Annotated in this window: 21 protein-coding genes; 5 read left to right on the top strand and 16 right to left on the bottom strand. The window is 72.3% G+C overall.

The features are described 5' to 3' along the window. Positions 1 to 2: 2 nt before the first annotated feature. Both DRV84_RS05365 and DRV84_RS05360 read right to left on the bottom strand, forming a co-directional pair. Positions 3 to 206 (bottom strand): twin transmembrane helix small protein, encoded by a 204-nt coding sequence (locus DRV84_RS05365; protein ID WP_115978849.1) that lies wholly within the window; start codon positions 204 to 206, stop codon positions 3 to 5. A gap of 69 nt (positions 207 to 275) precedes the next feature. Then, complete coding sequence (locus DRV84_RS05360) at positions 276 to 1,100, bottom strand: SDR family NAD(P)-dependent oxidoreductase (protein ID WP_115978848.1); 825 nt, start codon at positions 1,098 to 1,100, stop codon at positions 276 to 278. A 108-nt stretch (positions 1,101 to 1,208) separates the two neighbouring features. Between DRV84_RS05360 and DRV84_RS05355 the strand changes: the two genes are divergently transcribed. After that, a complete protein-coding gene (locus DRV84_RS05355) occupies positions 1,209 to 3,623 on the top strand; it encodes a DNA topoisomerase IV subunit A (protein ID WP_115978847.1) in 2,415 nt (804 codons plus the stop codon). 251 nt (positions 3,624 to 3,874) lie between these two features. Here DRV84_RS05355 and DRV84_RS05350 read toward each other — a convergent pair whose 3' ends face one another. From DRV84_RS05350 to DRV84_RS05325, 6 genes are all read right to left on the bottom strand, one after another. Further along, complete coding sequence (locus DRV84_RS05350) at positions 3,875 to 4,810, bottom strand: 2-hydroxyacid dehydrogenase (protein WP_239994990.1); 936 nt, start codon at positions 4,808 to 4,810, stop codon at positions 3,875 to 3,877. A 28-nt stretch (positions 4,811 to 4,838) separates the two neighbouring features. Then, positions 4,839 to 5,978, bottom strand: a complete 1,140-nt coding sequence (gene rodA / locus DRV84_RS05345) for a rod shape-determining protein RodA (protein ID WP_115978845.1) — start codon at positions 5,976 to 5,978, stop codon at positions 4,839 to 4,841. Beyond that, positions 5,975 to 7,918 carry a penicillin-binding protein 2 gene (gene mrdA / locus DRV84_RS05340; RefSeq protein WP_115978844.1) on the bottom strand — a complete coding sequence of 648 codons (1,944 nt, stop codon included), beginning with the start codon at positions 7,916 to 7,918 and terminating at the stop codon, positions 5,975 to 5,977. The genes rodA and mrdA overlap by 4 nt, the downstream gene beginning before the upstream one ends. Then, entirely contained in the window at positions 7,915 to 8,454 is a 540-nt protein-coding gene (locus tag DRV84_RS05335; RefSeq protein WP_115978843.1) for a rod shape-determining protein MreD, read from the bottom strand. Before DRV84_RS05335 ends, mrdA begins: the two co-directional genes overlap by 4 nt. Continuing rightward, positions 8,447 to 9,346 carry a rod shape-determining protein MreC gene (mreC, locus tag DRV84_RS05330; RefSeq protein WP_115978842.1) on the bottom strand — a complete coding sequence of 300 codons (900 nt, stop codon included), beginning with the start codon at positions 9,344 to 9,346 and terminating at the stop codon, positions 8,447 to 8,449. Before mreC ends, DRV84_RS05335 begins: the two co-directional genes overlap by 8 nt. 86 nt (positions 9,347 to 9,432) lie before the next feature. Continuing rightward, positions 9,433 to 10,479, bottom strand: a complete 1,047-nt coding sequence (locus DRV84_RS05325; protein ID WP_115978841.1) for a rod shape-determining protein — start codon at positions 10,477 to 10,479, stop codon at positions 9,433 to 9,435. Positions 10,480 to 10,709: 230 nt separating this feature from the next. On the opposite strand from DRV84_RS05325, the gene DRV84_RS05320 reads away from it, so the two are divergent. After that, positions 10,710 to 13,208, top strand: coding sequence for a GcvT family protein (locus DRV84_RS05320; RefSeq protein WP_115978840.1), 2,499 nt, complete (start codon positions 10,710 to 10,712; stop codon positions 13,206 to 13,208). 105 nt (positions 13,209 to 13,313) lie between these two features. Here DRV84_RS05320 and DRV84_RS05315 read toward each other — a convergent pair whose 3' ends face one another. Both DRV84_RS05315 and DRV84_RS05310 read right to left on the bottom strand, forming a co-directional pair. Continuing rightward, positions 13,314 to 14,075 carry an ABC transporter permease gene (locus tag DRV84_RS05315; RefSeq protein WP_115978839.1) on the bottom strand — a complete coding sequence of 254 codons (762 nt, stop codon included), beginning with the start codon at positions 14,073 to 14,075 and terminating at the stop codon, positions 13,314 to 13,316. Beyond that, a complete protein-coding gene (locus DRV84_RS05310) occupies positions 14,072 to 15,001 on the bottom strand; it encodes an ABC transporter ATP-binding protein (RefSeq protein WP_115978838.1) in 930 nt (309 codons plus the stop codon). Before DRV84_RS05310 ends, DRV84_RS05315 begins: the two co-directional genes overlap by 4 nt. 144 nt (positions 15,002 to 15,145) lie before the next feature. Here DRV84_RS05310 and DRV84_RS05305 point away from each other — a divergent pair, with 144 nt between their 5' ends. Beyond that, positions 15,146 to 16,108, top strand: coding sequence for a DMT family transporter (locus DRV84_RS05305; RefSeq protein WP_115978938.1), 963 nt, complete (start codon positions 15,146 to 15,148; stop codon positions 16,106 to 16,108). On the opposite strand, the gene DRV84_RS05300 is transcribed toward DRV84_RS05305, so the two are convergent. The 3 genes from DRV84_RS05300 to DRV84_RS05290 all read right to left on the bottom strand — a co-directional run bounded on the left by DRV84_RS05300 (position 16,102) and on the right by DRV84_RS05290 (position 20,362). Next, entirely contained in the window at positions 16,102 to 16,929 is an 828-nt protein-coding gene (locus tag DRV84_RS05300) for a 4-(cytidine 5'-diphospho)-2-C-methyl-D-erythritol kinase (protein WP_115978837.1), read from the bottom strand. The two genes, DRV84_RS05305 and DRV84_RS05300, sit on opposite strands and share 7 nt — an antisense overlap. After that, complete coding sequence (locus tag DRV84_RS05295; protein WP_115978836.1) at positions 16,916 to 18,619, bottom strand: tetratricopeptide repeat protein; 1,704 nt, start codon at positions 18,617 to 18,619, stop codon at positions 16,916 to 16,918. The genes DRV84_RS05300 and DRV84_RS05295 overlap by 14 nt, the downstream gene beginning before the upstream one ends. A 93-nt stretch (positions 18,620 to 18,712) precedes the next feature. Continuing rightward, complete coding sequence (locus DRV84_RS05290) at positions 18,713 to 20,362, bottom strand: electron transfer flavoprotein-ubiquinone oxidoreductase (RefSeq protein WP_115978835.1); 1,650 nt, start codon at positions 20,360 to 20,362, stop codon at positions 18,713 to 18,715. Positions 20,363 to 20,650: 288 nt separating this feature from the next. Between DRV84_RS05290 and greA the strand changes: the two genes are divergently transcribed. After that, positions 20,651 to 21,121, top strand: a complete 471-nt coding sequence (greA, locus tag DRV84_RS05285) for a transcription elongation factor GreA (protein ID WP_115978834.1) — start codon at positions 20,651 to 20,653, stop codon at positions 21,119 to 21,121. Positions 21,122 to 21,131: 10 nt separating this feature from the next. Next, positions 21,132 to 22,148, top strand: a complete 1,017-nt coding sequence (locus DRV84_RS05280; protein ID WP_115978833.1) for a hypothetical protein — start codon at positions 21,132 to 21,134, stop codon at positions 22,146 to 22,148. 81 nt (positions 22,149 to 22,229) lie between these two features. On the opposite strand, the gene cueR is transcribed toward DRV84_RS05280, so the two are convergent. Genes cueR through mobA form a run of 3 tightly spaced genes read right to left on the bottom strand, consistent with a single transcriptional unit; the run spans position 22,230 to position 23,466 of the window. Next, the gene (gene cueR / locus DRV84_RS05275; protein WP_115978832.1) at positions 22,230 to 22,613 is read right to left on the bottom strand and encodes a Cu(I)-responsive transcriptional regulator; all 384 of its coding nucleotides are present in this window, start codon (positions 22,611 to 22,613) and stop codon (positions 22,230 to 22,232) included. After that, entirely contained in the window at positions 22,610 to 22,876 is a 267-nt protein-coding gene (locus DRV84_RS15410) for a hypothetical protein (RefSeq protein WP_147298834.1), read from the bottom strand. Before DRV84_RS15410 ends, cueR begins: the two co-directional genes overlap by 4 nt. Further along, a complete protein-coding gene (gene mobA, locus DRV84_RS05270) occupies positions 22,873 to 23,466 on the bottom strand; it encodes a molybdenum cofactor guanylyltransferase MobA (RefSeq protein ID WP_115978831.1) in 594 nt (197 codons plus the stop codon). Before mobA ends, DRV84_RS15410 begins: the two co-directional genes overlap by 4 nt. Positions 23,467 to 23,497: the final 31 nt, after the last annotated feature.

Genomic DNA, 23,497 nt, shown 5'->3' with positions numbered 1-23,497 from the left:
CGTCAGCCTCCGCTGCGTATCCAGACGAACAGAAGAATGAGCACCACCGCGACGAACTGCGCGATGATCCGCCACCGCATCAGGCGGTTGGCGTATTTGCGGTTGAACTCGCCGCCGCGGGCGAAGCCGCCGATGCCGGTCAGGAGGATGCCCACGACGATCAGCATGGCGATCGCCATGACGTAGAAAAGCGGGTCGGAAGCCATCGGCGGTCCTTTCGGTCTCGGTCAGGAGGCGCACATAGCGGAGCGCGCCGGAAAAGCGAACCCCGCGCCTCAGAGCCTGTGCAGCACCCGGTCGAGAAGCCGCCCGCCCAGCGCGCGGCGCAGGACCGCCGCGGCGCGGGTCGGGGTGGTCACGGCGTAGCGGGCGCGCGGGCGCGGGCTCTCGAGCGCGCGGATCAGCGCATCGGTCACCGCCGAGGGCGGCCAGGATCGCATGTCGGCGCCCTTGTAGAGCCGGTCGAGGAGCGTCGCGCGGTAGTCGTCCGCGCGCGGCGAGCTTTCCCAGTCGATCCATTTCTCGAACTGCCGGATCGCGTTTTCGCGGAAGGGCGTGTCGATCGGCCCCGGCTGGATCAGCACGACATGGATGCCGCTGCCCGCCATCTCGAGGCGCAGGACGTCCGTCAGTCCCTCGAGCGCGAACTTGCTCGCCACGTAGGGCCCGCGCCACTTGGCCGGCGTGAAGCCGAGGACGGAGGAGCAGTTGACGATCCGCCCGCCCCCCTGCGCGCGCATCGCGGGCAGCGCGCGGCGCGTCAGGTCGTGCCAGCCGATCAGGTTGGCCTCGAAGATGGCGCGCATCGCCTCGGCCGGCACGTCCTCGAGCGGGCCGGGAATGGCGTAGGCGCCGTTGTTGAAGAGCGCGTCGAGCCGCCCGCCCGTGGCCGCCAGCACCTCGGCCATGCCACTCTCGAGGCTCGCCGGATCCTCGTAGTCGATACGCGGGCTCTCCAGTCCCTCGGCGCGCAGGCGCGCGCAGTCCGCCTCGGCCCGGCAGGCGGCGAAGACGCGCCAGCCGCGCGCCGCGAGGGTGCGCGCGGCGTCGCGGCCGATGCCGCTCGAACAGCCGGTGATCAGGATGCTGCGCTGCGTCATGGGCGGCCCTCCCCCGGCCCCGCCTAGGACGGCGTCGCGCGGCGCGCAAGCGCGCGGGCGCGCGCTTGGCCGCTTTACCGCCCCGCGCCGCGGCGCTATGCCCGCGCCATGGATGATCCCACCGACGAGACGGGCGAGACCGGCGGCGCCGGCGCGCCCCCGCCGCCCTCGGCCGAGCCGCTGCGCCGCGCGCTCGGAGAGCGCTATCTCACCTATGCGCTCTCGACGATCATGCACCGCGCGCTGCCGGACGCCCGCGACGGGCTGAAGCCGGTGCAGCGGCGCATCCTCTACGCCATGCGCGAGCTGCGGCTCGGCTCCGGCGGGGCCTTTCGCAAGTCGGCCAAGATCGCGGGCGACGTGATGGGCAACTATCACCCACACGGCGACGCCGCGATCTACGACGCGATGGCGCGGCTCGCGCAGGACTTCGTCATGCGCTACCCGCTCGTCGACGGGCAGGGCAACTTCGGCAACATCGACGGCGACAGCCCCGCCGCCGCCCGCTACACCGAGGCGCGGATGACCGTTCTCGCCGAGGCGCTGATGGAGGGCCTCGCCGAGGACGCAGTGGACTTCCGCGACACCTACGACGGCTCGCTGCGCGAACCCGCGGTGCTGCCGGCGGCCTTTCCGAACCTGCTCGCCAACGGCGCCTCCGGCATCGCCGTCGGCATGGCCACCAACATCCCGCCGCACAACCTCGGCGAACTGCTCGCCGCCGCGCTGCACCTGATCGAGGACCCGGAGGCCGGCGACGACAGCCTGCTCGAGCACATCCCCGGCCCCGACTTCCCGACCGGCGGCGTGCTGGTCGAGCCGCGCGAGAGCGTGGCTGAGGCCTACCGCACCGGGCGCGGCGCCTTCCGGCTGCGCGCGCGCTGGGAGCGCGAGGATCTCGGCCGCGGGCAATGGCAGGTCGTCGTCACCGAGATCCCCTACCAAGTGCAGAAATCGCGCCTGATCGAGAAGATCGCGGAGCTCATCCAGACGCGCAAGGTGCCCCCGCTCGCCGACGTGCGCGACGAGAGCGCGGGCGACGTGCGCATCGTGCTCGAGCCGCGCTCGCGCAACGTGGACCCGGAAGTGCTGATGGCGGCGCTCTTCCGCAACTCCGATCTGGAGGTGCGGGTGCCGCTCAACATGAACGTGCTGATCGACGGGGTGACGCCCGGCGTGTGCTCGCTGCGCGAGCTCCTGCGCGCCTTCCTCGACCATCGCCGCGACGTGCTGCAGCGCCGCGCGCGCCACCGCCTCGGGCGGATCGCGCACCGGCTGGAGGTGCTCGAGGGGTTCCTCCTGGCCTTCCTCAACCTCGACCGGGTGATCGACATCATCCGCTACGACGACGCGCCGAAGGCCGCGCTCATGTACGAGGACTGGTCGCCGGCGCGTCAGGAGGCGATCCCACGCGCCACCTCCGAGGACGACTACGCCTCGCCGCTCGCGGGGGTGGACCGCGGCGCGCTCGAGGCCCTGCCCGACGCGGAGGCCGCGGCGCCGGACGGCGAGGAGGTGCCGAAGCGCTACGCGCCCGGCCGGCTCTCGGACGTGCAGGCCGAGGCGATCCTCAACATGCGCCTGCGGAGCCTGCGCCGGCTCGAGGAGATCGAGCTCAAGGCCGAGCGCGACCGCCTGCGCGAGGAGCGCGCCGGGCTCGAGGCGCTGCTCGGCGACGACGCCCGGCAATGGACGCGCATCGCCGAGGAGCTGCGCGAGGTGCAGGCGAATTTCGGCGCCGGCGCCCCGGGCGGTGCGCGGCGCACGAGCCTCGCCGAGGCGGGCCACGTCGAGGAGGTGCCGATCGAGGCCATGATCGAGCGCGAGCCGGTCACGGTCGTCTGTTCGCAGATGGGCTGGATCCGCGCGCTGTCTGGCCACGTCGCCCTCGACAAGGAACTCAAGTACAAGGACGGCGACGGGCCGCGCTTCCTCTTCCACGCGGAGACGACGGACCGGCTGATCCTCTTCGGCTCGAACGGGCGGGCCTACACCCTCTCGGTCTCGAGCCTGCCCGGCGGGCGCGGCATGGGCGAGCCCGTGCGCCTCTCGGTCGATCTGCCGAACGAGGCGGAGATCGTGACGCTGCTGATCCACCGCCCCGGCGCGAAGCTGCTGGTGGCCTCCTCGAAGGGCGACGGCTTCGTCGCGCCCGAGAGCGAGGTCGTGGCGCAGACCCGCGCGGGCAAGCAGGTGCTGAACCTGCGCGCGCCGGCGGTGGCGCGGGTGGTCAAGCGCGTGACCGGCGACATGGTCGCGGTGGTGGGCGAGAACCGGAAGATGTTGGTCTTTCCGGTCGCCGACCTCCCCGAGATGGCGCGCGGCAAGGGCGTGCGGCTGCAGAAATACAAGGACGGCGGCCTCGCCGACGCGACGACGTTCGAAAGCACCGAGGGCCTCGCCTGGAAGGACCCGGCGGGGCGGACGCGCACAGAGACGGACCTGACCGAGTGGCGCGCGGCACGCGCCACCGCCGGCCGCATGGCCCCCCGCGGCTTCCCGCGCGACAACCGCTTCACCTGAGCGTCCGGGCGGGTCGCCGGCGCCTTCGGCGGTACCTAAATGGCGCGCCTTCGGCCGGGCTCATAGGGCGCGCCTCCGGCGGGATTCATATGGCGCGCCTCCGGCGTATCCAGTAGGAGCGCCTTCGGCGCGACGCCCTCTGGCACTGCGTGCGATCAGGGGGGCGCTGCCCCCCTCGGCGGCTGCGCCGCCTCACCCCCCGGGATATTTGGACCAAGAAGAAGGCGCCGCCGGTTGCGGCGGCGTGCGGCTCAGTAGCCGCGGGCGCGGTCGACGAGGTGGTGGAGGGGCGCGCCCGCCTCGGCGCGGCGGATGTTCGCGGCGATGACGCGGGCGGCGGAGGCGGGGCGCGTCTCGGAGGCGATGTGCGGGGTCACGGTCACCTTCGGGTGCGCCCAGAAGGGATGCTCGGGCGGCAGCGGCTCGGTGCGGAAGACGTCCAGCGTGGCATGGGCGAGGTGGCCCGCGTCGAGCGCGGCGAGGAGCGCCGTGTCGTCGATCAGCGCGCCGCGGCCCGGGTTTATCAGGACCGCGCCCTCGGGGAGCTCGGCGAGCCGGGCGGCGTCGACGAGGTTCTCGGTCTCCGTCGTCAGCGGCAGGAGGAGCACGAGGATGTCGGCGCGCGCGAGCGCGGCCGCGAGGCCGTCGGCGCCGGAGCGGGCGTCGATCCCCTCGATCCGCTTCGGGCTGCGGCTCCAGCCGGTCACGGGGAAGCCGAGGCGGGCGAGCGCCTGCCCGCAGGCCGCCCCGAGCGCGCCGAGGCCGAGGATCGTGACCCGCCGCTCGGTGGCGAGCGGCGGCGCGCCGCGGCGCCAGACGCCGTCCTGTCCAAGGATGTGGCGGTCCATGCCGAGGTGGTGGCGCAGGACGTGGCCGGTGACCCATTCGACCATGCCCTGCGTCAGGCCCGCGTCGTCGACCATCCGCGCGAGCGGGACGGTGAGCGTCGGGTTGCCGACCACGTCCTCGACGCCGGCCCAGAGGTTGAGCACCGCTTTCAGCCGGGTGAAGGGGTGGAAGTCCTCGAGGCCGGAACTCGGGGCGTAGACGATGTAGTCGACGGTCTCGGGCGCGGCCTCGGTCACCAGCGCGGCGTCGAGGCCTTCCTCGGCGAAGGCGGCGCGCAGGGGCGCGGCGTAGTCCGCCCAGCTTTCGGGTTTCGCGGCGAAGAGCACGGTGACGGTCAAGGCGGCCTCCCTGGAGCGGCGGTGGCGTCTAGCGCGGGCGGTGGACATGCGCGCTCTGCACCAGCCCGAAGGCGATCATGAGCACGAGCATGGCCGAGCCGCCGTAGCTGATGAGCGGCAGCGGCACGCCGACGACCGGGGCGAGCCCCATGACCATCGACATGTTCACCGCGAAGAAGAGGAAGAAGGTGATCGCGACGCCGAAGACGAGGATCTGCGCGAAGCGGTCGCGGTGCTGCAGCGCGGTGATCACGCAGAAGGCGAGCACCAGCGCATAGAGCACCAGAAGCGTCACGCCGCCGACGAAGCCGAGCTCCTCGGCGAGGGTGGTGAAGATGAAGTCGGTGTGCTTTTCCGGCAGGAAGTTGAGCCGCGTCTGCGTGCCCTGCATGAGCCCGCGCCCCGTCCAGCCGCCGGAGCCGAGCGCGATCTTGGACTGGGTGATGTGATAGCCCGCGCCGAGCGGATCGGAGGCCGGGTCGAGAAAGGTGTCGATGCGCCGGTACTGGTAGTCCTTCAGGAGCTGCCAGTCGGTGCCGCGGCTCTGGAAGACGGCCGCGACGAGGCCCGCCCCCGCGGCGATCACGGCGGCGAAATAGGCCCAGTGCACGCCGGCGACGAACATCACGAGCCCGCCCGCCGTCATCAGGAGGAGCGCGGTGCCGAGGTCGGGCTGCACCAGCACGAGCGCCGTGGGCAACAGCACCATCGCCACCGGCACGAGCACCCAGAGCGGGCGCGAGACGCGCTCCACCGGCAGCCAGTCGTAATAGGCGGCGAGCAGCATGACGAGCGTGATCTTCATGAGCTCGGAGGGCTGCAGGCGCATCACGCCGAGGTCGATCCAGCGCTGCGCGCCCATGCCGGTGACGCCCACGAATTCCACCGCGAGCAGGAGCGCCAGCGAGACGCCGTAGGCGAGCACGGACATGTTGCGCCAGAACCAGAGCGGCACCAGCCCGACGATCAGCATCAGCACGAAGCCCGCCGCGAAGCGCAGGAGCTGCGGCTCGGCCCAGCGCGAGAACTGCCCGCCCGCGACCGAGTAGAGCATCACCGCGCCGACGCCGGCCACCGCGATCAGCACCACGGCGAGCGGCCAGTTGAAGTAGAGCAGCTTCCGCGGCCCCGCCGGCACCGTCTTGACGGTGTACTCGAGATAGCTCACGCGCGTCCCTCTGCCGGCTCGTCCTCGGCGCGGCGCTCGCGGCGCAGGCGCTCCTGCTGCGCGCGGATGCGCGAGCGCGCGGCCGAAGGATAGGCCTCGAGCGGCGGCGTCTCGCCGTAGAGCGCCTGAAGCGTCACGTCGCGCGCGATGGGCGCGGCCGCCGAGGCGCCGCCGCCGCCGTGCTCGACCACGACCGCGACCGCGACGCGCGGCGCGTCATAGGGCGCGAAATCGACGAAGAGCGCGTGGTCCCGGCGCTGCCACGGCAGGTCCTCGTTGCGGATCACGCCGGCGCGGCGCTCGGCGGCGGTGATGTTGCGCACCTGGCTGGTGCCGGTCTTGCCGGCCATCGTCATGGCCTCGGCCACGATGCGCGAGGCGTAGCCGGTGCCGCGCCGGTTGTTGGTGGCCGTGTACATCGCCTTGCGGATGCGGCGCAGGTGGTTCTCGTTGAAGCCGAGCGAGGCGGCCGGGCGCACCGGCGCCGCCACCCCGTCCACGGATTTGACGAGCCGGGGGGCGAGATCGCGGCCGGTGGCGAGGCGGGCGGTCATCACCGCGAGCTGCAGCGGCGAGGCGAGCACGTAGCCCTGCCCGATCGAGGCGTTGACCGTGTCGCCGATCCGCCACTCGGCGCCGCGCGTGCGCGCCTTCCAGTCGCGGTCGGGCACGAGGCCCTCGGCCACCGCCGACATCGCCACGTCGAAGGCCTGCCCGAAGCCGAGGCGGCGGGCGGTGGCGGCGACCGCGTCGATCCCCACCTTGAGCGCGAGGTCGTAGAAATAGACGTCGCAGCTTTCGCGCAGCGCCTCCTCGAGGTTCATGTGCCCGTGGCCGCCGCGCTTCCAGCAGTGAAAGCGCCGCCCGCCCACCTCCATGTGGCCGGGGCACCAGACCGTCTCTTCGGGTGAGACCACGTCGGCCTCGAGCGCGGCGAGCGCGGTGACCATCTTGAAGGTCGACCCGGGCGGATAGGCGTCCTGCACCGTCTTGGACGCGAGCGGGCGGCGCTCGTTGTCGCGCAGCGCCGCGTAATCCTCGACCGGGATGCCCTGCACGAACTTGTTGGGATCGTAGGAGGGCGCCGAGGCGATGGCCAGGAGATCGCCCTCCTCGAGGTCCATGACCACGACGCTCGCGCTCTCGCGGCCGAGGCGGGCGCGCACGTAATCCTGTAGCTGGTGGTCCACCGTGAGCTGAAGGTCGGCGCCGGGCGCCCCCTCCTGCCGGTCGAGCTCGCGCATGACGCGGCCCGTCGCGTTGACCTCCACCCGGCGGGTGCCCGCGCGGCCGCGCAGGCGCTCCTCGTAGCGGGCCTCGACGCCGACCTTGCCGATCTGGAAGCGCGGGATGCGCAGCACGGGCTCCGGGTCGGCGTAGCGGGCGAGGTCGCGCTCGCTCACCGGGCCGACGTACCCCACGACATGCGCGAAATCCTCGCGCCGCGGGTAGACGCGCGACTGTCCCACCTCGGGCGTGATCCCGGGCAGCGCCGGCGCGTTGACCGCGACGCGGCTCACGTCCTCCCAGCTGACGCGGTCGGCGACGGTGACCGGCAGGAAGGGCGCGGAGCGCGCGGCCTCTGCGCTGACGCGGTCGATGTCCTCCTCCGTCAGGGGCACGATCCGCGCGAGGCGGCGCAGCACCGCCTCGACGTCGCCGGCGTCCTCGCGCACGACTGTGATGCGGTAGGCGGGCTCGTTGCCGGCTATCAGCCGGCCCTCCCGGTCGAAGATCCGCCCGCGCCGCGGCGGGATCAGACGGACGTTGATGCGGTTTTCCTCGGCGAGCAGGCGGAACGCGTCGGCCTGTTCCACCTGCATGTGCCGCAGCCGGAGCGTCAGGAGCCCCATGAACCCCGCCTGAAGCCCCGCGACGATCAGGCCCCGGCGGCTGACGCGGCGCACGCTGGTTTCGGTGTCCCGCGCGCTGCGCCTCATGCCGCGGACCTCCCGCCGGCCCCGTCGGAGGCCGCCGGCCGGCGCAGCCCGAAGACGAGGCGCGAGACGACGACGACCGCCGGATAGACCGCGACCGTGGCGAGCGCCTGCACGAGGAAGAGCCCGAGCGGCGGCTGCGGCACGGCGACGAGCGCGAGCCCCGCGCGGTAGCCCACGGCGATCGCGAGGATCACCGCGCCCGCCGTCGCCCATTCCACGAAGAACCCGGCGTCGCGCAGCGCCGCGGCGCGCGCCTTCAGGTAGGCCGAGCCGAGGAGCGTCAGCGCCGCGAAGAGCCCCGGCGGACGCTGGTAGAGGAGATCGGCGAGCAGCGCCACGCCCGCCACCGAGAGCGCCGGCACCAGGTCGGGCCGCCGGGCCGACCACGCGAGGCAGAGCGCGAGCAGAAGGTCGGGCGGCGCCCAGCGCGGCACGCCGGTGTCGAGCGGCAGGAGCGCGAAGAAGATCACCGCGACGCAGAGCGCCACGAAGACCGCCCGCCCGAACCACAGTGCCCCGCCCTGCGCCTCAGCCATCGCCCGGCGCCTCCGCCCGCGCGTCGGCGAGGTCCGGCGGCAGGATCAGCGCGCCCGGCCCCTCGACGGCGGGCGTGCCGTCGTGGCGCAGGACGCGCAGGAACTCGAGCCGCGTGTAATCGGCCGCGAGGCGCACGCGCAGCCGGCCCTGCGGGTCCTCGGCCACCTGCCCGATCAGCAGCCCCGGCGGAAAGACGCCGCCGTCGCCCGACGACACGAGCCGGTCGCCCGGACGCACCGCGTCGGCGTTCTCGACGAAATCGAGAAGCGGCGCGGCGCTGTTGTCGCCCACGACCATCGCGCGCTGGCCCGAGGGCTGGATCACCGCCGGGATGCGCGACGAACTGTCGGTGAGCAGGAGCACCCGGCTCACCGTGGCGCCGACGCCGGAGATTCGCCCGACGAGGCCCAGCCCGTCCATCGCCGCCCAGCCGTCCACGATGCCGTCGCGCGTGCCGACGTTCAGCAGGACCGACTGCCGGAAGGGCGAGCCCGAATCGGCCATCACCACGCCGGTGACATGGGTGAGCTGCGGATCGAGCGCGAGGTTGTTCAGGTCGCGCAGCCGCGCGTTCTCCTGCTCCAGCTGGAGCGCCGCCTCCTTCCAGGCGCGCATCTGCTGAAGCTCGCGGCGCAGTTCGCGGTTCTGCTGGTGGATGCGTTGGTAGCTGCGGAAGTCGCGCGCGAGGTTCACCGTCGCGGTGACCGGCGCCATGGCCCAGTCGAAGCTCGGCACGACGGCGTCCACCACCTGCGCGCGGAAGCGTTCGACGCGCGGGCTGTCGATTCGCCAGACGAGGAAGACGGCGATCAGGCACAGCACGAGCACCGCCAGAAGCAGGCGCTTCAGCGGCCGCGCGTAATCCTCCGAGGTCGTCCTGTCGCGTGCCAAGCCCGGTCCGCTCCCGCCGCGGTGCGCTTTCGCGTCACAATAGCCGCTCCGGCCCCGCCGGCAAAATCAACTCCGCCGGGGACCGCTCAGCTTTCGTAGTCGATCGCGTGGCGCAGCTGCTTTTCGTATTCCAGCGCCTTGCCGGTGCCCAGCGCGACGCAGGAGAGGCTCTCGTCCGCGATGGAGACGGCGAGGCCCGTCTGCTCGCGCAGCGCGAGGTCCAGATCGCCGAGAAGCGCGCCGCCCCCCGTCAGCATCACGCCGCGGTCCACGATGTCGGCGGCGAGGTCCGGCGGCGTCGCCTCGAGCGCGGTCATCACCGCCTCGCAGATCGCCTGCACCGGCTCGGCCAGCGCCTCGGCCACCTGCGCCTGATTGATCTCGGTCTCCTTGGGCACCCCGTTCAGCAGGTCGCGCCCCCGGATCTGGAGCGAGGCGCCGCGCCCGTCGTCGGGCATGCGCGCCGTGCCGATGGAGGTCTTGATACGCTCGGCGGTCGATTCGCCGACGAGGATGTTCTGCTGCCGGCGCAGGTAGTTGACGATCGCCTCGTCCATGCGGTCGCCGCCCACCCGGATCGAGCGGGCATAGACGATGTCGCCGAGCGAGAGCACCGCGACCTCCGTGGTGCCGCCGCCGATGTCCACGACCATGCTGCCGGTGGGATCGGTGATCGGCATGCCCGCCCCGATGGCCGCCGCGATGGGCTCTGCGATGAGGCCCGCGCGCCGCGCCCCCGCCGAGAGCACCGACTGCCGGATCGCGCGCTTCTCCACCGGCGTCGCGCCGTGCGGCACGCAGACGATCACCTTCGGCTTGTAGAAGGTGGAGCGCTTGTGGACCTTGCGGATGAAGTGCTTGATCATCTCCTCGGCCACGTCGAAGTCGGCGATCACGCCCTCGCGCATGGGGCGGATCGCCTCGATCGAGCCGGGGGTGCGGCCTAGCATCAGCTTCGCGTCCTCGCCCACGGCGAGCACCTTCTTGACCCCGTCCTTGACGTGATAGGCCACGACCGAGGGCTCGGACATGATGATGCCGCGCCCCTTGACGTAGACGAGCGTGTTCGCGGTGCCGAGGTCGATGGCCATGTCCTGCGAGAACATGCCCGTGAGATCCGCCAGTCCAAACATGCGCGCTCGTCGACCCCGCTCGCCGCTCCTCGCCGCCGCGACTCTCGTGGCGCGGCTGGGCGTCCTTATAGGACCTGACCGGAAGGGGCGAAAGGGCGGCACGGCCGACGCCGGCACCTTTCCGCAGGCCGGCGGTGTCGCTTTCCCGCGATCAGGTGTCGGGGCGGTCACGCGCGCCCCCCGCCCGCAGCGGTAAGCACGGGCCGAGGGAAGAAGGGAGTCGCCCCGGGATGAAGACAGACGTGAAGGCCCTCGTCGTGGGCGGGGGCGCCATCGGCACCTCCATCGCCTACCACCTCGCGCGGGCGGGTTGGTCGGATGTGACGCTACTCGAGCGCGACGAGCTCACCTCGGGCTCGACGTGGCACGCCGCGGGGCTCCTGCCGCTCTACAACATGAGCTACGCGGTCAGCCATATCCACGACTACTCGGTGCGCTTCTACAAGAGCCTCGAGGCGGAGACGGGCCTCAACGCGGGCTTCTACGTGGTGGGCAACCTGCGCATGGCGCAGACCGACGAGCGCATGGACGAATACCGCCTCTACGCCTCGACGGCCGAGACGGTGGGCGTCCACTACGAGTGGCTCACCCCCGACGAGATCAAGGCGCGCTGGCCGCTGGTGCGCACCGACGACCTCAAGGGCGCGATCTTCCACCCCGAGGACGGCTACATCAATCCCGCCGACGTGACGCAGGCGATGGCCAAGGGCGCGCGCCAGCACGGCGCCACCATCGAGCGCCGCTGGCAGGTGGACGGCTACGCCTGGAAGGGCGACCACTGGGAAGTCACCTGCACGAAAATGGCCGAGAAGGGCGGCAACCTCGTGCCCACCGACGAGCAGGTCGTGGTCAGGGCCGAGCACGTCGTCACCGCCACCGGCAACCACGCCCCCCGCACCGCGCGGCTTCTGGGCATCAAGATCCCGGCGATCCCGGTCGAGCATCAGTACATCGTCACCGAGCCGGACCCGGCGCTGGTGGAGTGGCGCAAATCGAACCCCGAGCACCCGGTCCTGCGCGACGCCGACGCCAAGTGGTACGTCCGCGAAGAGCGCGGCGGCTGGATCCTCGGCCCCTATGAGCGCAATGCGCCCGCGCGCTTCGAATACGGCGTGCCCGAGAGCTTCCGCGCGGATCTCTTCCCCCTCGACCTGGAGCGGATCGAGGAGGAATACATGTCGATGATCCACCGCATCCCCTCGTCGGAGGAGGTGGGGCTCAAGGACGATTACAACGGCCCGATCTGCTACACGCCCGACGGCAACCCGCTCGTCGGGCCGGCGCCGGGCCTGCGCAACATGTGGCTCGCCGAGGGCTTCAGCTTCGGCATCACGGCGGCGGGCGGCACCGGCAAGTACCTCGCCGACATGATGGTGGAGGGCGAGGCCGAGATCGACATTGCCTCCCTCGACCCGCGCCGCTACGGCGACTGGATGACGACCGAATACGCCGCCCGCAAGAACGAGGAGGCCTACGAGCACGTCTACATCCTCCACCACCCCGACGAGGAGCGCCCGGCCTGCCGGCCGCTGCGCACGGCGCCCGCCTACGACCGGATGAAGGCGCGCGGCGCGCAGTTCGGGCAGGTCAACGGCTGGGAGCGGCCAAACTACTTCGGCCCCGTGGACGCGCCGGAGGACTTCGACCACGACGCCCGCAGCTTCCGCCGCGGCGGCTGGTGGCAATACGCCGTCGAAGAGGCGAAGGCGATCCGCGAGGGCGTCGGGCTGATCGACGCCACCGCCTTCACCAAGCACCGCGTCCGCGGCCCCGGCGCCACGGCCTTCCTCGACTGGCTGACCTGCAACCGCCTGCCCAAGGTGGGGCGCATCAACCTGACCTATGCGCTGACCGAGGCGGGCACCACGCGCACCGAATACACCATCGTGCGGCTGGGCGAGGACGACTACTACCTCGTGAGCGCGGGCGCCTGGACCGCCTACGACGGCGACTGGCTCCGCAAGGCGGCCGAGGACACGCGCGACCGCTTCGGCTGGATCGACATCCACGACGTGACCACGCAGTGGGGCGTCTTCGCCGTGGCGGGGCCGAAATCCCGCGACCTGCTGCGCGAGGTGGTCAAGGACGCCGACCCGGAGACCGTGCTCGGCAACACGCGCTTCCCGTGGCTCTCCTGCCGCGAGATCGAGCTCGGCATGTGCCCGGTGCGCGCGATCCGCGTGGCCTACACCGGCGAGCTCGGCTGGGAGCTGCATCACCCGATCGAGATGCAGAATTACCTTTTCGACCTGCTGGAAGGCGCGGGCGCGCGCTACGGGCTGAAGCTCGTGGGCGCGCGGGCGCAGAACTGGCTCCGGCAGGAGAAGAGCTACCGCGCCTTCGGCCACGAGCTCGGCCGCGACGCGACGCCGCTCGAGGCGGACCTGCCGCGCTTCGTGGACCTCTCCAAGGACTTCCACGGCAAGGCCGCGATGGAGGCCACGGGCATCCGCTCGAAGTGCGTCACCGTCCTGATCGACGGACCCGAGGACGCCGACCCCTGGGGCCGCGAGGCGCTCTACGCGGGCGACGCGCGGGTGGGCCGGCTGACGTCGGGCGGCTACTCGGTGGCCTTCGGCAAGTCGATCGGCATGGGCTACGTCACCCCCGAGCACGCCGCGCCGGGCACGAAACTGCAGGTGAAGATGCTCGACCGGCTCTGGGACGCCGAGGTGCAGCCCGACAGCCCCTACGACCCGGAGAACGCGCGCATCCGCGCCGACGGGTGAGAGGCGGCGCGCGCGTGCCGCGCGCCCACTCTCTGGCACTTCGTGCGTGTGGGGGCGCTGCCCCCACGCCCCCGGAGTATTTGGGCCAAGATGATGGGGCCGGGCTCAGGCGCGGATGCGCCAGCCGGTGCGGAAGATCCACCAGACCGCTGCGAGGCAGAGCGCGAGGAAGCCCGCGATGACCACGAGGCTGACCGCCACGGGCACGTCGGCCATGCCGTAGAAGGACCAGCGGAAGCCCGAGACGAGGTAGACCACCGGGTTGAAGAGCGCGATCGTCTGCCACGCCTGCGGCAGCATGGAGATCGAGTAGAAGGAGCCGCCGAGGAAGACGAGCGGCGTGACGATCAGCAGCGGCACCAGCTGGAGCTGTTCGAAGTTCTTCGCCCAGATGCCGATGATGAAGCCCATGAGCGCGAAGCTCACGCAGGTCAGCACGAGAAAGAGCGCCATGGGCAGCGGATGCGCGATGCGCAGGTCCACGAAGAAGCTCGCCGTGACCATGATGACCACGCCGATGAAGAGCGCCTTGGTCGCCGCGGCGCCGACGTAGCCCACCACCACCTCGAGGAAGCTCACCGGCGCCGAGAGCACCTCGTAGATGGTGCCGATGAACTTCGGGAAGTAGATGCCGAAACTCGCGTTGGTGATCGCCTGGGTCATCACGGTGAGCATGATGAGCCCCGGCACGATGAAGGCGCCGTAGCTCACGCCGCCGACCTCGTCGATGCGGCTCCCGATGGCGGCGCCGAAGACGACGAAGTAGAGCGAGGTGGAGATGACGGGCGAGATGAAGCTCTGCGCCAGCGTGCGGAAGAAGCGCCCCATCTCGTAGCGGTAGATCGCCCAGATCGCGCCCGCGTTCATGCCACGTCCTCCTGTACGAGGCCGACGAAGATCTCCTCGAGGCTGGACTGCCGCGTGGAGAGATCGCGCAGCGCGAGGCCCGCGGCCTGCAGGTCGGCGAGCAGGCGGGTGATGCCGGTGCGCTCGGAGCGCCGGTCATAGGTGTAGACGAGCGCCGCGCCGCCCTCGGCGAGCTCCAGCCCGTAGTCCGCGAGCGCGGCGGGCACCGCGTCGAGGGGCTCCTGCAGCTCGATCACGAGCTCCTTGCGGCCCATCCGGTCCATCAGCGCGCCGGTCTCCTCCACGAGCAGGAGCTCGCCGCGGTTGACGACGCCGACGCGGTCGGCGAGCGCCTCGGCCTCCTCAAGGTAATGGGTGGTCAGGATGATGGTGACGCCTTCCGCTTTCAGCCGCTCGACCACCTCCCACATGCCGCGGCGGAGTTCCACGTCGACGCCCGCCGTCGGCTCGTCGAGGAAGAGCACCCGCGGCTCGTGGGCGAGCGCCTTGGCGATCATCACGCGCCGTTTCATGCCGCCGGAAAGTTCCCGCGTCTGCGCGGCGCGCTTCTCCCAGAGGGAGAGCTGGCGCAGGACGCTTTCGAGATGCGCGTCGTCGCGCGGCAGGCCGAAGAGCCCGCGCGAGAAACGCACGCCGTCCCAGACCCGCTGAAAGGGTTCGAGCGCGATCTCCTGAGGGACGAGGCCGATCAGGGCGCGCGCCGCGCGGAAGTCGCGCTGGATGTCGTGGCCGGCGACGCGCACGGTGCCGCCGCTCGGCTCGGTGAGGCCGCAGACCGTCGAGATGAGCGTGGTCTTGCCGGCGCCGTTCGGGCCGAGGAGCGCGAGGATCTCGCCCTCCCGGACTTCGAGCGAGACGCCGGAGAGCGCCTCGACGCCGCCCGGGAAGGTCTTGCGCAGATCCGCGATCTCGAGAATGGGGGACATGGGGCCTCTTTCGCTGACCGGGCCGAGTGTAGTCTGCGCCCCCGGGGGAACAAGGGCGCCGCGGACTGGCGCGGGAGAGCCCCCGGTGCTAGCGAGGGGGCGAAAGGAGTGCGCGCCGTGACCCCCTCCGACGGCCCCGCCGCGATGAACGACGCCGCCCGCGGGATCGGGTTCATCCTGCTGGGGATGCTGGCGATCTCGATCAACGACATGCTGATCAAGCTGCTGTCGCGGGGCTATCCGCTGCACCAGATGGTCTTCGTGCGTTCCTGCATCGGGCTCTGCTTCAGCTTCCTGTTCCTGCGGCTGGAGGGCGGGCTCGCGCTCCTGCGGGTGGATCGCCCGGCGCTGCACCTGTTGCGCGGCGGGCTCGTCGTGGTGGCGAACATGAGCCTCTTCGCCGCGCTCGCCGTGCTGCCGCTGGCGGAGGCGACGGCGCTCTTCTTCGCCGCGCCGCTCTTCATCACCGTTCTGTCGATCCCGCTTCTGGGCGAGCGCGTGGGGCGCTGGCGGCTGGGCGCGGTGGTGGCGGGCTTCGCCGGCGTCCTCGTGATGCTGCGCCCGTGGCAGGGGGCGCTCGACGTGCCGCGCGTGGTGCTGGCGCTGCCGGTGCTGGCGGCGCTGACCTACGCGATGATGCAGCTTCTGACGCGCAAGCTCGGCGTGACGGCCAAGGCCTCGGCCATGGCGATCTACATCCAGGGCACCTTTCTCGTGGTGGCCGGGGGCTTCTTCCTCGTCGCCGGCGATGGGCGCTTCGCCGAAGGCGTGGAGAACGAAAGCCTCGTCTTTCTCCTGCGCGCCTGGGTCTGGCCGGAGGGGAGCGACCTCTGGCTCTTCCTCGCGCTCGGGGGGTGTTCGGCGGTGATCGGCTATTCGCTCTCGGCGGCCTATCGGGCGGCGGACGTGGCGACGGTGGCGCCCTTCGAATACGTCGCGCTGCCGCTCGCGGTGCTCTGGGGCTGGCTCGTCTTCGGCGAATGGCCGAGCGGCCCGGTCTGGACCGGGATCGCGCTGATCGGGGGCGCGGGGCTCTTCGTCTTTCTGCGCGAGCGTCAGAAGAAACGGCCCGTCGCCGCCCGCGCGCGGGTGCGGCGGCGCTACTGAGCGCCGAGGCGCACGGCGCGCACCCACCAGCCCGGCCGCGCGAGCGCCTGCGCGGCGCGCGCCGCCGCGGCCGCGTCGGGGAAGAGGCCGAAGCACGTCGCGCCCGAGCCCGACATCCGCGCGAGGCGGCAGCCGGGCGCCCCGGCCAGCGCGCCGAGCGCCGCGTCGATCCCGGGCGCGAGGGCGCGCGCCGGCGGCTCGAGGTCGTTGCGCTGCGCGGCGAGCCAGTCGGTGAGCGCGAGCGCATCGGCCAAGGCGGGCAGCGGATCGGGCAGCGGCGGGTTCTCGCGCCGGGCGAGGCGGGCGAAGACCTGCGGCGTGGGCACGGCGACGCCCGGGTTCACGAGCACGGCGTCGAGCGCCGGGAGAGTGGCGAGCGGCTCCACCACCTCCCCGATGCCGCGCATCCGCGCCGGCCCCGGCGCCATGCAGACCGGCACGTCCGCGCCGAGCGCGGCGAGATCAGCGGGCGGCGCGCGCCCGGTCATCGCGGCGAGCGCGCGCAGCGTCGCCGCGGCGTCGGAGGAGCCGCCGCCGATGCCGCCGGCGGCGGGCAGGTGCTTCTCGAGCTCGATCGCGGCGGCGACGCCCATCGCCGCGGCGGCGCGCATCACGAGGTTGGAGGCGTCGGTCGGCACGCCCTCGGCCCGTGGGCCGGTCACGCGCAGCGAGGGCGTCTCGGCCGGGCGCACGAGCACCACGTCGGCCGCGTCGGCGAAGACGACGAGCGAGTCGAGCGTGTGGTAGCCGTCGGCCCGGCGGCCCGTGACGTGCAGCGCGAGGTTGACCTTGGCCGGCGCGCGGGCCTCAGCGGGCGTCATCGCCGGCCACTGCGAGCGGCTCCGCGCCTTCCTCGGCGAGCACGGCGTCGAGCCCGACCTCCAGCTTGCGGCGGATGCGCTCGGCCTCCTCTTGCTCCGGATCGAAGGAAAGCGCGCGGTTCCACTGAAAGCGCGCCTCGGTCCGGCGTCCGACGGCCCAGTACACGTCGCCGAGGTGGTCGTTGACGATGGGATCGACCGGCAGAAGCTCGGCGGCGCGCTCCATGTGGCCCACCGCCTCCTCGTAGCGGCCGAGGCGGTAGAGCGCCCAGCCGAGGCTGTCCACGATGTAGCCCGAATCGGGCCGCGCCTCGACGGCGCGCTCGATCATCTCGAGCGCCTCCTCCAGCTTCTCCTGCTTCTCGACGAGGGAATAGCCGAGATAGTTCAGCACCTGCGGCTGGTCGGGGTTGAGCTCCAGCGCCTGCCGGAAATCGGCCTCGGCGGCCGGCCATTCGTCCAGCCGCTCGTGCGCGATGCCGCGCGCGTAGTAGAGGAACCACGCCGCGTCGCTCGGCGCGCCGTCGTAGAGCGCGATCGCGCGGTCGTAGGCCTCAGCCGCCGCATCGTAGCGTTCGAGCGCGCGCAGCATGTCGCCGAGCGCCGAGTGCACCGCCGGGTAGTCGCCGTAGCGCCCCGAGAGCTGCTCCAGCACCTCGATCGCCGCGTCGGGCTTGCCCGCCTGGCGCAGCGCCTGCGCGCGCCCGATCTCGGCCGCCTGATGGGAGGGATGGTCGCGCGGCACGCTCTTGTAGGCCTCGGTGGCGAGCTCGTACTGGCCGAGATCCTCGAGGAGTTCCGCCGCCATCAGCACGGCGTCGACGTGTCCGGGCCGCAGGTGCCCGGCGACGCGGGTGTAGAGCAGGGTGAAGTCGTCGTTCGCCTCTCCGCGCAGCGCGCCGGCGATGGTGTAGAAGACCTCCGCCAGACCGTCGCGCGCGCCGCGCAGGTGGAAGGGCAGCGTCTCCCCTGCCGCGAGCCGGGCGCGGAGGCCGCGCAGCTCCGGGTCGAGATCGGCGCCGAAGCTCTCCTCGAGCAGGGCGATGGCGTCGTCGTTGCGGCCGAGCTGGCTCAGCACCTCGATGCGGGCGATGACGCCGCGCCGGGTCATCTGCATCGCGCCCGCGACCTCGGAGGAATAGATCGCCTCGGCGCCCGCGAAATCGCCCGCCGACGCCAGCGCCAGCGCCTTGTGGTAGAGCGCGAAGCCCATGAGGCCGCGCTCCTCGCCCATGGCGTCGAAGGCGGCCACCGCCGCGTCGATGTCGCCCCGGCCGACCTCGGCCCAGCCCTGCACAAGGCCGTCCACGAGGATGCCGACGCCGCGCCCCTCGCCCACGAGGTCGAGCACGCGCTCATAATTCTCTGCGGCGCCGTAGTGCGCGATGAGCGCCATGTTGGCGACCTTCGTCGCCCCGTCGCCGCCGGTGAGGCGGCGCGCGACCGGCGCGGCGCGGTCCACCTGCCCGAGGGCGAGATAGGCCACCGTCGCCGCCTCCATCAGCTGGCGGTTGCCGGGGTCATGCGCCAGCGCGCGGGTGTAGAAGCGCGCCGCCGACAGGAAATCCGACTGATACTGCGCCTGCCGCGCGGCGAGATAGGCGCCCGCCGGCACCGGCTCCGCGATTGCGGGCAGGGGCGCGGCGAGCGCGGCCGCCGCAGCGAGGGCTTTCAGGAAAGATGCGCGCAAGGGGGCTGCCTCCCGTCCGGGTCCGGCGAAAAGCCTAAGGCGACGCCCCCCGCTTGTCCATGCAGGCCGCCCCCGGGCGGCGATCGGCCGCCCTCACATGCCCGGGTAGTTCGGCCCGTCGCCGCCCTGCGGCGTGGTCCAGACGATGTTCTGCTTCGGGTCCTTGATGTCGCAGGTCTTGCAGTGGACGCAGTTCTGGAAGTTGATGACGAACTTGTCCTCGCCCGCGTCGTCCTTGACGAATTCGTAGACGCCCGCCGGGCAGTAGCGCGCCGAGGGGCCCGCGTACTCCGGCAGGTTCACCTGCACCGGCAACTCCGGGTCCTTGAGCTTCAGGTGCGCCGGCTGGCTCTCCTCGTGGTTCGTCATGGCGTAGCTGACGTTGGTCAGCCGGTCGAAGCTGATCTTGCCGTCGGGCTTGGGGTAGTCGATCGGCGTGTGCTTCGCGGCCGGCTCGGTCGCCTCCGCGTCGGTCTTGCCGTGGCCGACCGTGCCGAACATCGAGAAGCCGAGCGTGTTGGTCCACATGTCCAGCCCGCCGAGGCCGAGCCCGCCCACGAGCCCGTATTTCGACCAGAGCGGCTTGACGTTGCGCACGCGGTTCAGGTCGCGCCCGATCTCGCCGGTGCGCACGCGGTCCTCGTAGTCGGAGAGCTCGTCCTGCGCCCGGCCGGCGGCCAGCGCCTCGGCCGCGGCCTCCGCCGCGGCGATGCCCGAGAGCATGGCGTTGTGGTTGCCCTTGATGCGCGGCACATTGACCATGCCGACCGAACAGCCGAGCAGCGCCGCGCCGGGCGCGACCATCTTCGGCATCGACTGATAGCCGCCCTCGCTGATCGCGCGGCCGCCGTAGGCGATGCGCTTGCCGCCCTCGAGAAGGCGCTTCACCATCGGATGGTGCTTGAAGCGCTGGAACTCCATGTAGGGATAGACGTAAGGGTTCGCGTAGTTCAGGTGCACCACGAAGCCGAGGTAGAGCTGGTTGCCGCCGGCGTGGTAGATGAAGCCGCCGCCGCCCGCGTTCCTGCCCAGCGGCCAGCCCATGGTGTGCGTGACCTCGCCCTCGTTGTGACGCTCCGGGTCGATCTCCCAGACCTCCTTCATGCCGAGGCCGAACTTCTGCGGCTCGCGCCCCTTCGAGAGATCGTGGCGTGCGATCACCTCCTTCGAGAGCGAGCCCCGCACGCCCTCGGCGAGGAAGACGTATTTGCCGTGCAGCTCCATGCCCGGCTCGTAGGCGGGGCCGGGCGTGCCGTCGGCCTGCAGGCCGAACTCGCCCGCGACGACGCCGCGGATCTCGCCCTGCTCGCCCCAGACGATCTCGGAGCAGGCCATGCCGGGGAAGATCTCGACGCCGAGTTCCTCCGCCTGTTCGGCGAGCCAGCGGCAGACGTTGCCCATCGAGACGATGTAGTTTCGGTGATTGTCCATCAGCGGCGGCATCGGCCAGTTGGGGATGCGCAGCCGCCCGCCCTCACCGAGCAGGTAGAAGTTGTCCTGCGAGACCTCGGTCGTCACCGGCGCGCCGCGGTCCTTCCAGTCGGGAAAGAGCGTGTTCAGGCCGACCGGATCGAGCACGGCCCCCGAGAGGATGTGCGCGCCCACCTCCGAGCCCTTCTCGAGCACGACGACCTCGAGCGCCGGGTCGACCTCCTTCAGACGGATCGCGGCCGAGAGCCCGGCGGGCCCCGCTCCCACGATCACGACGTCGTATTCCATCGACTCGCGCGTCACCTCGGCCATGCGGCGCACTCCCCGTTTGCCCTGTTCGCGTATGGTGTCGCGTGGTGCTAGCCCGTGCCGTCACGGAAGGTCAATCGCAACCGGGCGTCACGGGTGCGAAACGGTGCCGCGCCCCTTCGCCGCCCCGTCGCCCGCGGGCCGCGACCGGGCGCGCGGGACGCCGGCATTCCTCCGCCGCGCCCCCTTGCATGTCCCGCGCCGCTCGGGGCAGTCTCGGGCCGAGGCACGGGCGAGAGCGCCCGCGCCGCCACCCGCCGCGCCCGGCCCTTTTGCCCGAAGTAGAGGCCCATGGACAAGATTCCGATGACCCGCGCGGGCCACGCCGCGCTGGAAGCCGAATTGAAGCACCTCAAGTCCGAGGAGCGCCCGGCGATCATCCGCGCGATCGCCGAGGCGCGCGAGCACGGCGACCTGAGCGAAAACGCCGAGTATCACTCGGCCCGCGAGAAGCAGAGCTTCATCGAGGGCCGCATCAAGGAGCTCGAGGGCGTGCTCGGCCTCGCCGAGGTGATCGACCCGGCGACGCTCTCCGGCGCGGTGAAGTTCGGCGCCACGGTCACGCTCGTCGACGAGGACACCGACGAGGAGAAGACCTGGCAGATCGTCGGCGAGTACGAGGCCGACGTCGAGAAGGGCCTCCTGAACATCAAGTCGCCCATCGCCCGCGCGCTCATCGGCAAGGAGGCGGGCGACAGCGTCGAGGTGCGCACGCCCGGCGGCGAGAAGAGCTACGAGATCCTCTCGATCCAGTACGTGTGAGGGCGGGCGCATGGCCGACCCACGCGGACCGGGCCGCACCCCGCTCGACCGTCACGACCCGCCCGAGGCCACCGGCCCGGAAACGCGCGCCGCGGCCGGGCTGAGCCTCGCCTGGCTCCTGCTCGCCGGCGCGGCGCTGTTTCTGGCCGGCGACGGGACGGCGGCCCACGGCGGCGCCCTCACGGCGCTCGCCCTGGCGGTGCCGGTCGGCCTGATCTGGGTGGCGGCGATGGCCGCGCGCGCCGCCCGGGCGACGGGCGACGAAAGCCGCCGCCTGCGCGCCGCGATCGAGACGATCCGCGAGAGCCAGACGCCCCCGCGGGACACGCAGGGCGCCGCGGACCCCGCGCTCGCCCGGACGCTCGAAGAGATCGCGGCGGCGCAGCGCGCGACGCAGGCCGCCATCGCGGCCCTTGCCGAGGCGCGGCAGGCGGCGCCGGAGCCCGCGCGACAGGCGCCCCCTGAGACGCCCCACGCCGAGACGCCCCGGGCCGAGGCGCCGCCGGCCGAGGCGCAGCCGAGCCTCGCCCTCGGCGCCGAGGACACGCCGGCGCGCACCCTCGGGGCGGAGGATTTCATCCGCGCGCTCAACTTCCCCGAGACGGCCGAGGACCGGGCCGGCTTCGCGGCGCTGCGCCGGGCGCTGCGCGACCGGCGTACGGCACAGTTCGTGACCGCCGCGCAGGACGTGCTCACCCTGCTCAGCCAGGAGGGGCTCTACATGGACGACCTCGCCCCTGACCGCGCGCACCCCGACCTCTGGCGCCGCTTCGCCGCCGGGGAACGCGGCCGCGCCGTCGCCGCGCTCGGCGGCGTGCACGACCGCGACGCCCTCGCGCTCGCCGCGGACCGGATGCGGCAGGACCCGATCTTCCGCGACGCCACGCATCATTTCCTGCGCCTGTTCGACCAGCGCTTCGCCGAATTCGCGGAAACGGCGAGCGACGCGGAAATCGCCGCCTTCGCGGACACGCGCACCGCCCGCGCCTTCATGGTGCTCGGCCGCGCCACCGGCACCTTCGACTGAGCGCCGGAGAATTTTCGTACGAAAATTCTCCCCGCCCCGCGCGCGTCGGCTCGCGATTTTTCGTACGAAAAATCGCGGTCCTCAGCCGAGGTGATCGAGGATCGGACAATCGGGACGATCGTCGCCGTGACAGGCGCAGACGAGTTCCGAGAGCTCGTCGTGCAGCGCCTGCAACGCGCGCTGCTTGGCCTCGATCTCCTCAAGGCGCTTGGCGGCGATGCGCTTGACGTCCGCGCTCGACCGGCCGCGGTCCTCGTAGAGACCCAGAAGGTCGCGGCATTCCTCGATGGTGAAGCCGAACTCCCGCGCGCGGCGCACGAAGGCGAGCTTGCGCACCGCCGCGTCGTCGTAGTCGCGGTAGCCCGAGGCGGTGCGCCCGGCGGGCGCGACGAGCCCGATGTCGGCGTAGTAGCGCACGGTTTTGACCGGCAGCCCCGCCGCCCCGGCGGCCTTGGAGATGTTCATCGGCGATCCTTCCAGTGACAGGAGGGATCTAGGCGGCGCGGTCCCGCGTCGCAACCCGCGCCACCGCCGCGGCGCGGATCTCGCCCGGCTGCGTGCAAGCGGCGGCCGGCGGCGATCTCTTCCTCCAGCCGGGCGGCGATCCAGGCCTCGGCGGCGCGACGCCCTGAGCCGTGGCGCGAGGCCCGGATCGCGTCCGTCTCGGGGCGCGGCCCGCGGTCGGGGCCGCCGGACCCGTCCACCCTGAGCGCGGTGTCGATCGTCATCGCGCCGCCAGCTCCGCCCGCGCGGCGGCGAGATCCTCGGGCGTGTTCACGTTGAAGAAGGCCGCCTCCGACGCGAAGGCGACCGTCGCCGCCCCCTGACCGGCGGCGAAATCGCGCACCTTCGCCGCGCCGCGGTCGAGCGCGACGCGCAGCGCCGGGGCGAGGCGCACGGGCCAGAGCGCGCAGAGCGGGTGCAGCCCGCCCGCGGGGCCCGCGGCGAGCGCCGGGCGCGCGCCCTCGCCTGATGCGTCGCGGAGACGGGGCACCAGATCGGGCGGCAGGAAGGGGGTGTCCGCCGGCGCCGTCACCGCGGCCGCCGCCCCCTGCCCCGCCGCCCAGTCGAGCGCGGCGAGCACCCCGGCGAGCGGCCCGGGCCGCCCCGGCAGGGGATCGGGCAGCACCGGCAGGCCCAGCGCGGCGAAGCGCGCCGGATCGCCGTTCGCGTTGAGCGCGAGCGCCGCGACATGGCCCGAGAGCCGCGCGGCCACATGCACGGCGAGCGGCCGGCCCGCGAGCTCGGCGAGCGCCTTGTCGCCGCCTCCCATGCGCCGCGCGCGGCCGCCGGCGAGGATCACGCCCACGACCTTCACGCGGGCGCCGGCCCGGTTTGCATCCGCGCTG

Source organism: Rhodosalinus sediminis, assembly GCF_003385555.1.
GTDB classification, from domain to species: Bacteria; Pseudomonadota; Alphaproteobacteria; order Rhodobacterales; family Rhodobacteraceae; genus Rhodosalinus; species Rhodosalinus sediminis.
Note: the sequence above shows the minus strand (reverse complement) of the source record. Positions and strands in the feature narration are given on the sequence as shown.

Coding starts and splice junctions, on each gene's coding strand:
- DRV84_RS05365 (WP_115978849.1), bottom strand. CDS start 206: ATGGCTTCCGACCCGCTTTTCTACGTCATGGCGATCGCCATGCTGATC.
- DRV84_RS05360 (WP_115978848.1), bottom strand. CDS start 1,100: ATGACGCAGCGCAGCATCCTGATCACCGGCTGTTCGAGCGGCATCGGC.
- DRV84_RS05355 (WP_115978847.1), top strand. CDS start 1,209: ATGGATGATCCCACCGACGAGACGGGCGAGACCGGCGGCGCCGGCGCG.
- mrdA (WP_115978844.1), bottom strand. CDS start 7,918: ATGAGGCGCAGCGCGCGGGACACCGAAACCAGCGTGCGCCGCGTCAGC.
- DRV84_RS05335 (WP_115978843.1), bottom strand. CDS start 8,454: ATGGCTGAGGCGCAGGGCGGGGCACTGTGGTTCGGGCGGGCGGTCTTC.
- DRV84_RS05325 (WP_115978841.1), bottom strand. CDS start 10,479: ATGTTTGGACTGGCGGATCTCACGGGCATGTTCTCGCAGGACATGGCC.
- DRV84_RS05320 (WP_115978840.1), top strand. CDS start 10,710: ATGAAGACAGACGTGAAGGCCCTCGTCGTGGGCGGGGGCGCCATCGGC.
- DRV84_RS05315 (WP_115978839.1), bottom strand. CDS start 14,075: ATGAACGCGGGCGCGATCTGGGCGATCTACCGCTACGAGATGGGGCGC.
- DRV84_RS05310 (WP_115978838.1), bottom strand. CDS start 15,001: ATGTCCCCCATTCTCGAGATCGCGGATCTGCGCAAGACCTTCCCGGGC.
- DRV84_RS05305 (WP_115978938.1), top strand. CDS start 15,146: ATGAACGACGCCGCCCGCGGGATCGGGTTCATCCTGCTGGGGATGCTG.
- DRV84_RS05300 (WP_115978837.1), bottom strand. CDS start 16,929: ATGACGCCCGCTGAGGCCCGCGCGCCGGCCAAGGTCAACCTCGCGCTG.
- DRV84_RS05290 (WP_115978835.1), bottom strand. CDS start 20,362: ATGGCCGAGGTGACGCGCGAGTCGATGGAATACGACGTCGTGATCGTG.
- greA (WP_115978834.1), top strand. CDS start 20,651: ATGGACAAGATTCCGATGACCCGCGCGGGCCACGCCGCGCTGGAAGCC.
- DRV84_RS05280 (WP_115978833.1), top strand. CDS start 21,132: ATGGCCGACCCACGCGGACCGGGCCGCACCCCGCTCGACCGTCACGAC.
- cueR (WP_115978832.1), bottom strand. CDS start 22,613: ATGAACATCTCCAAGGCCGCCGGGGCGGCGGGGCTGCCGGTCAAAACC.
- DRV84_RS15410 (WP_147298834.1), bottom strand. CDS start 22,876: ATGACGATCGACACCGCGCTCAGGGTGGACGGGTCCGGCGGCCCCGAC.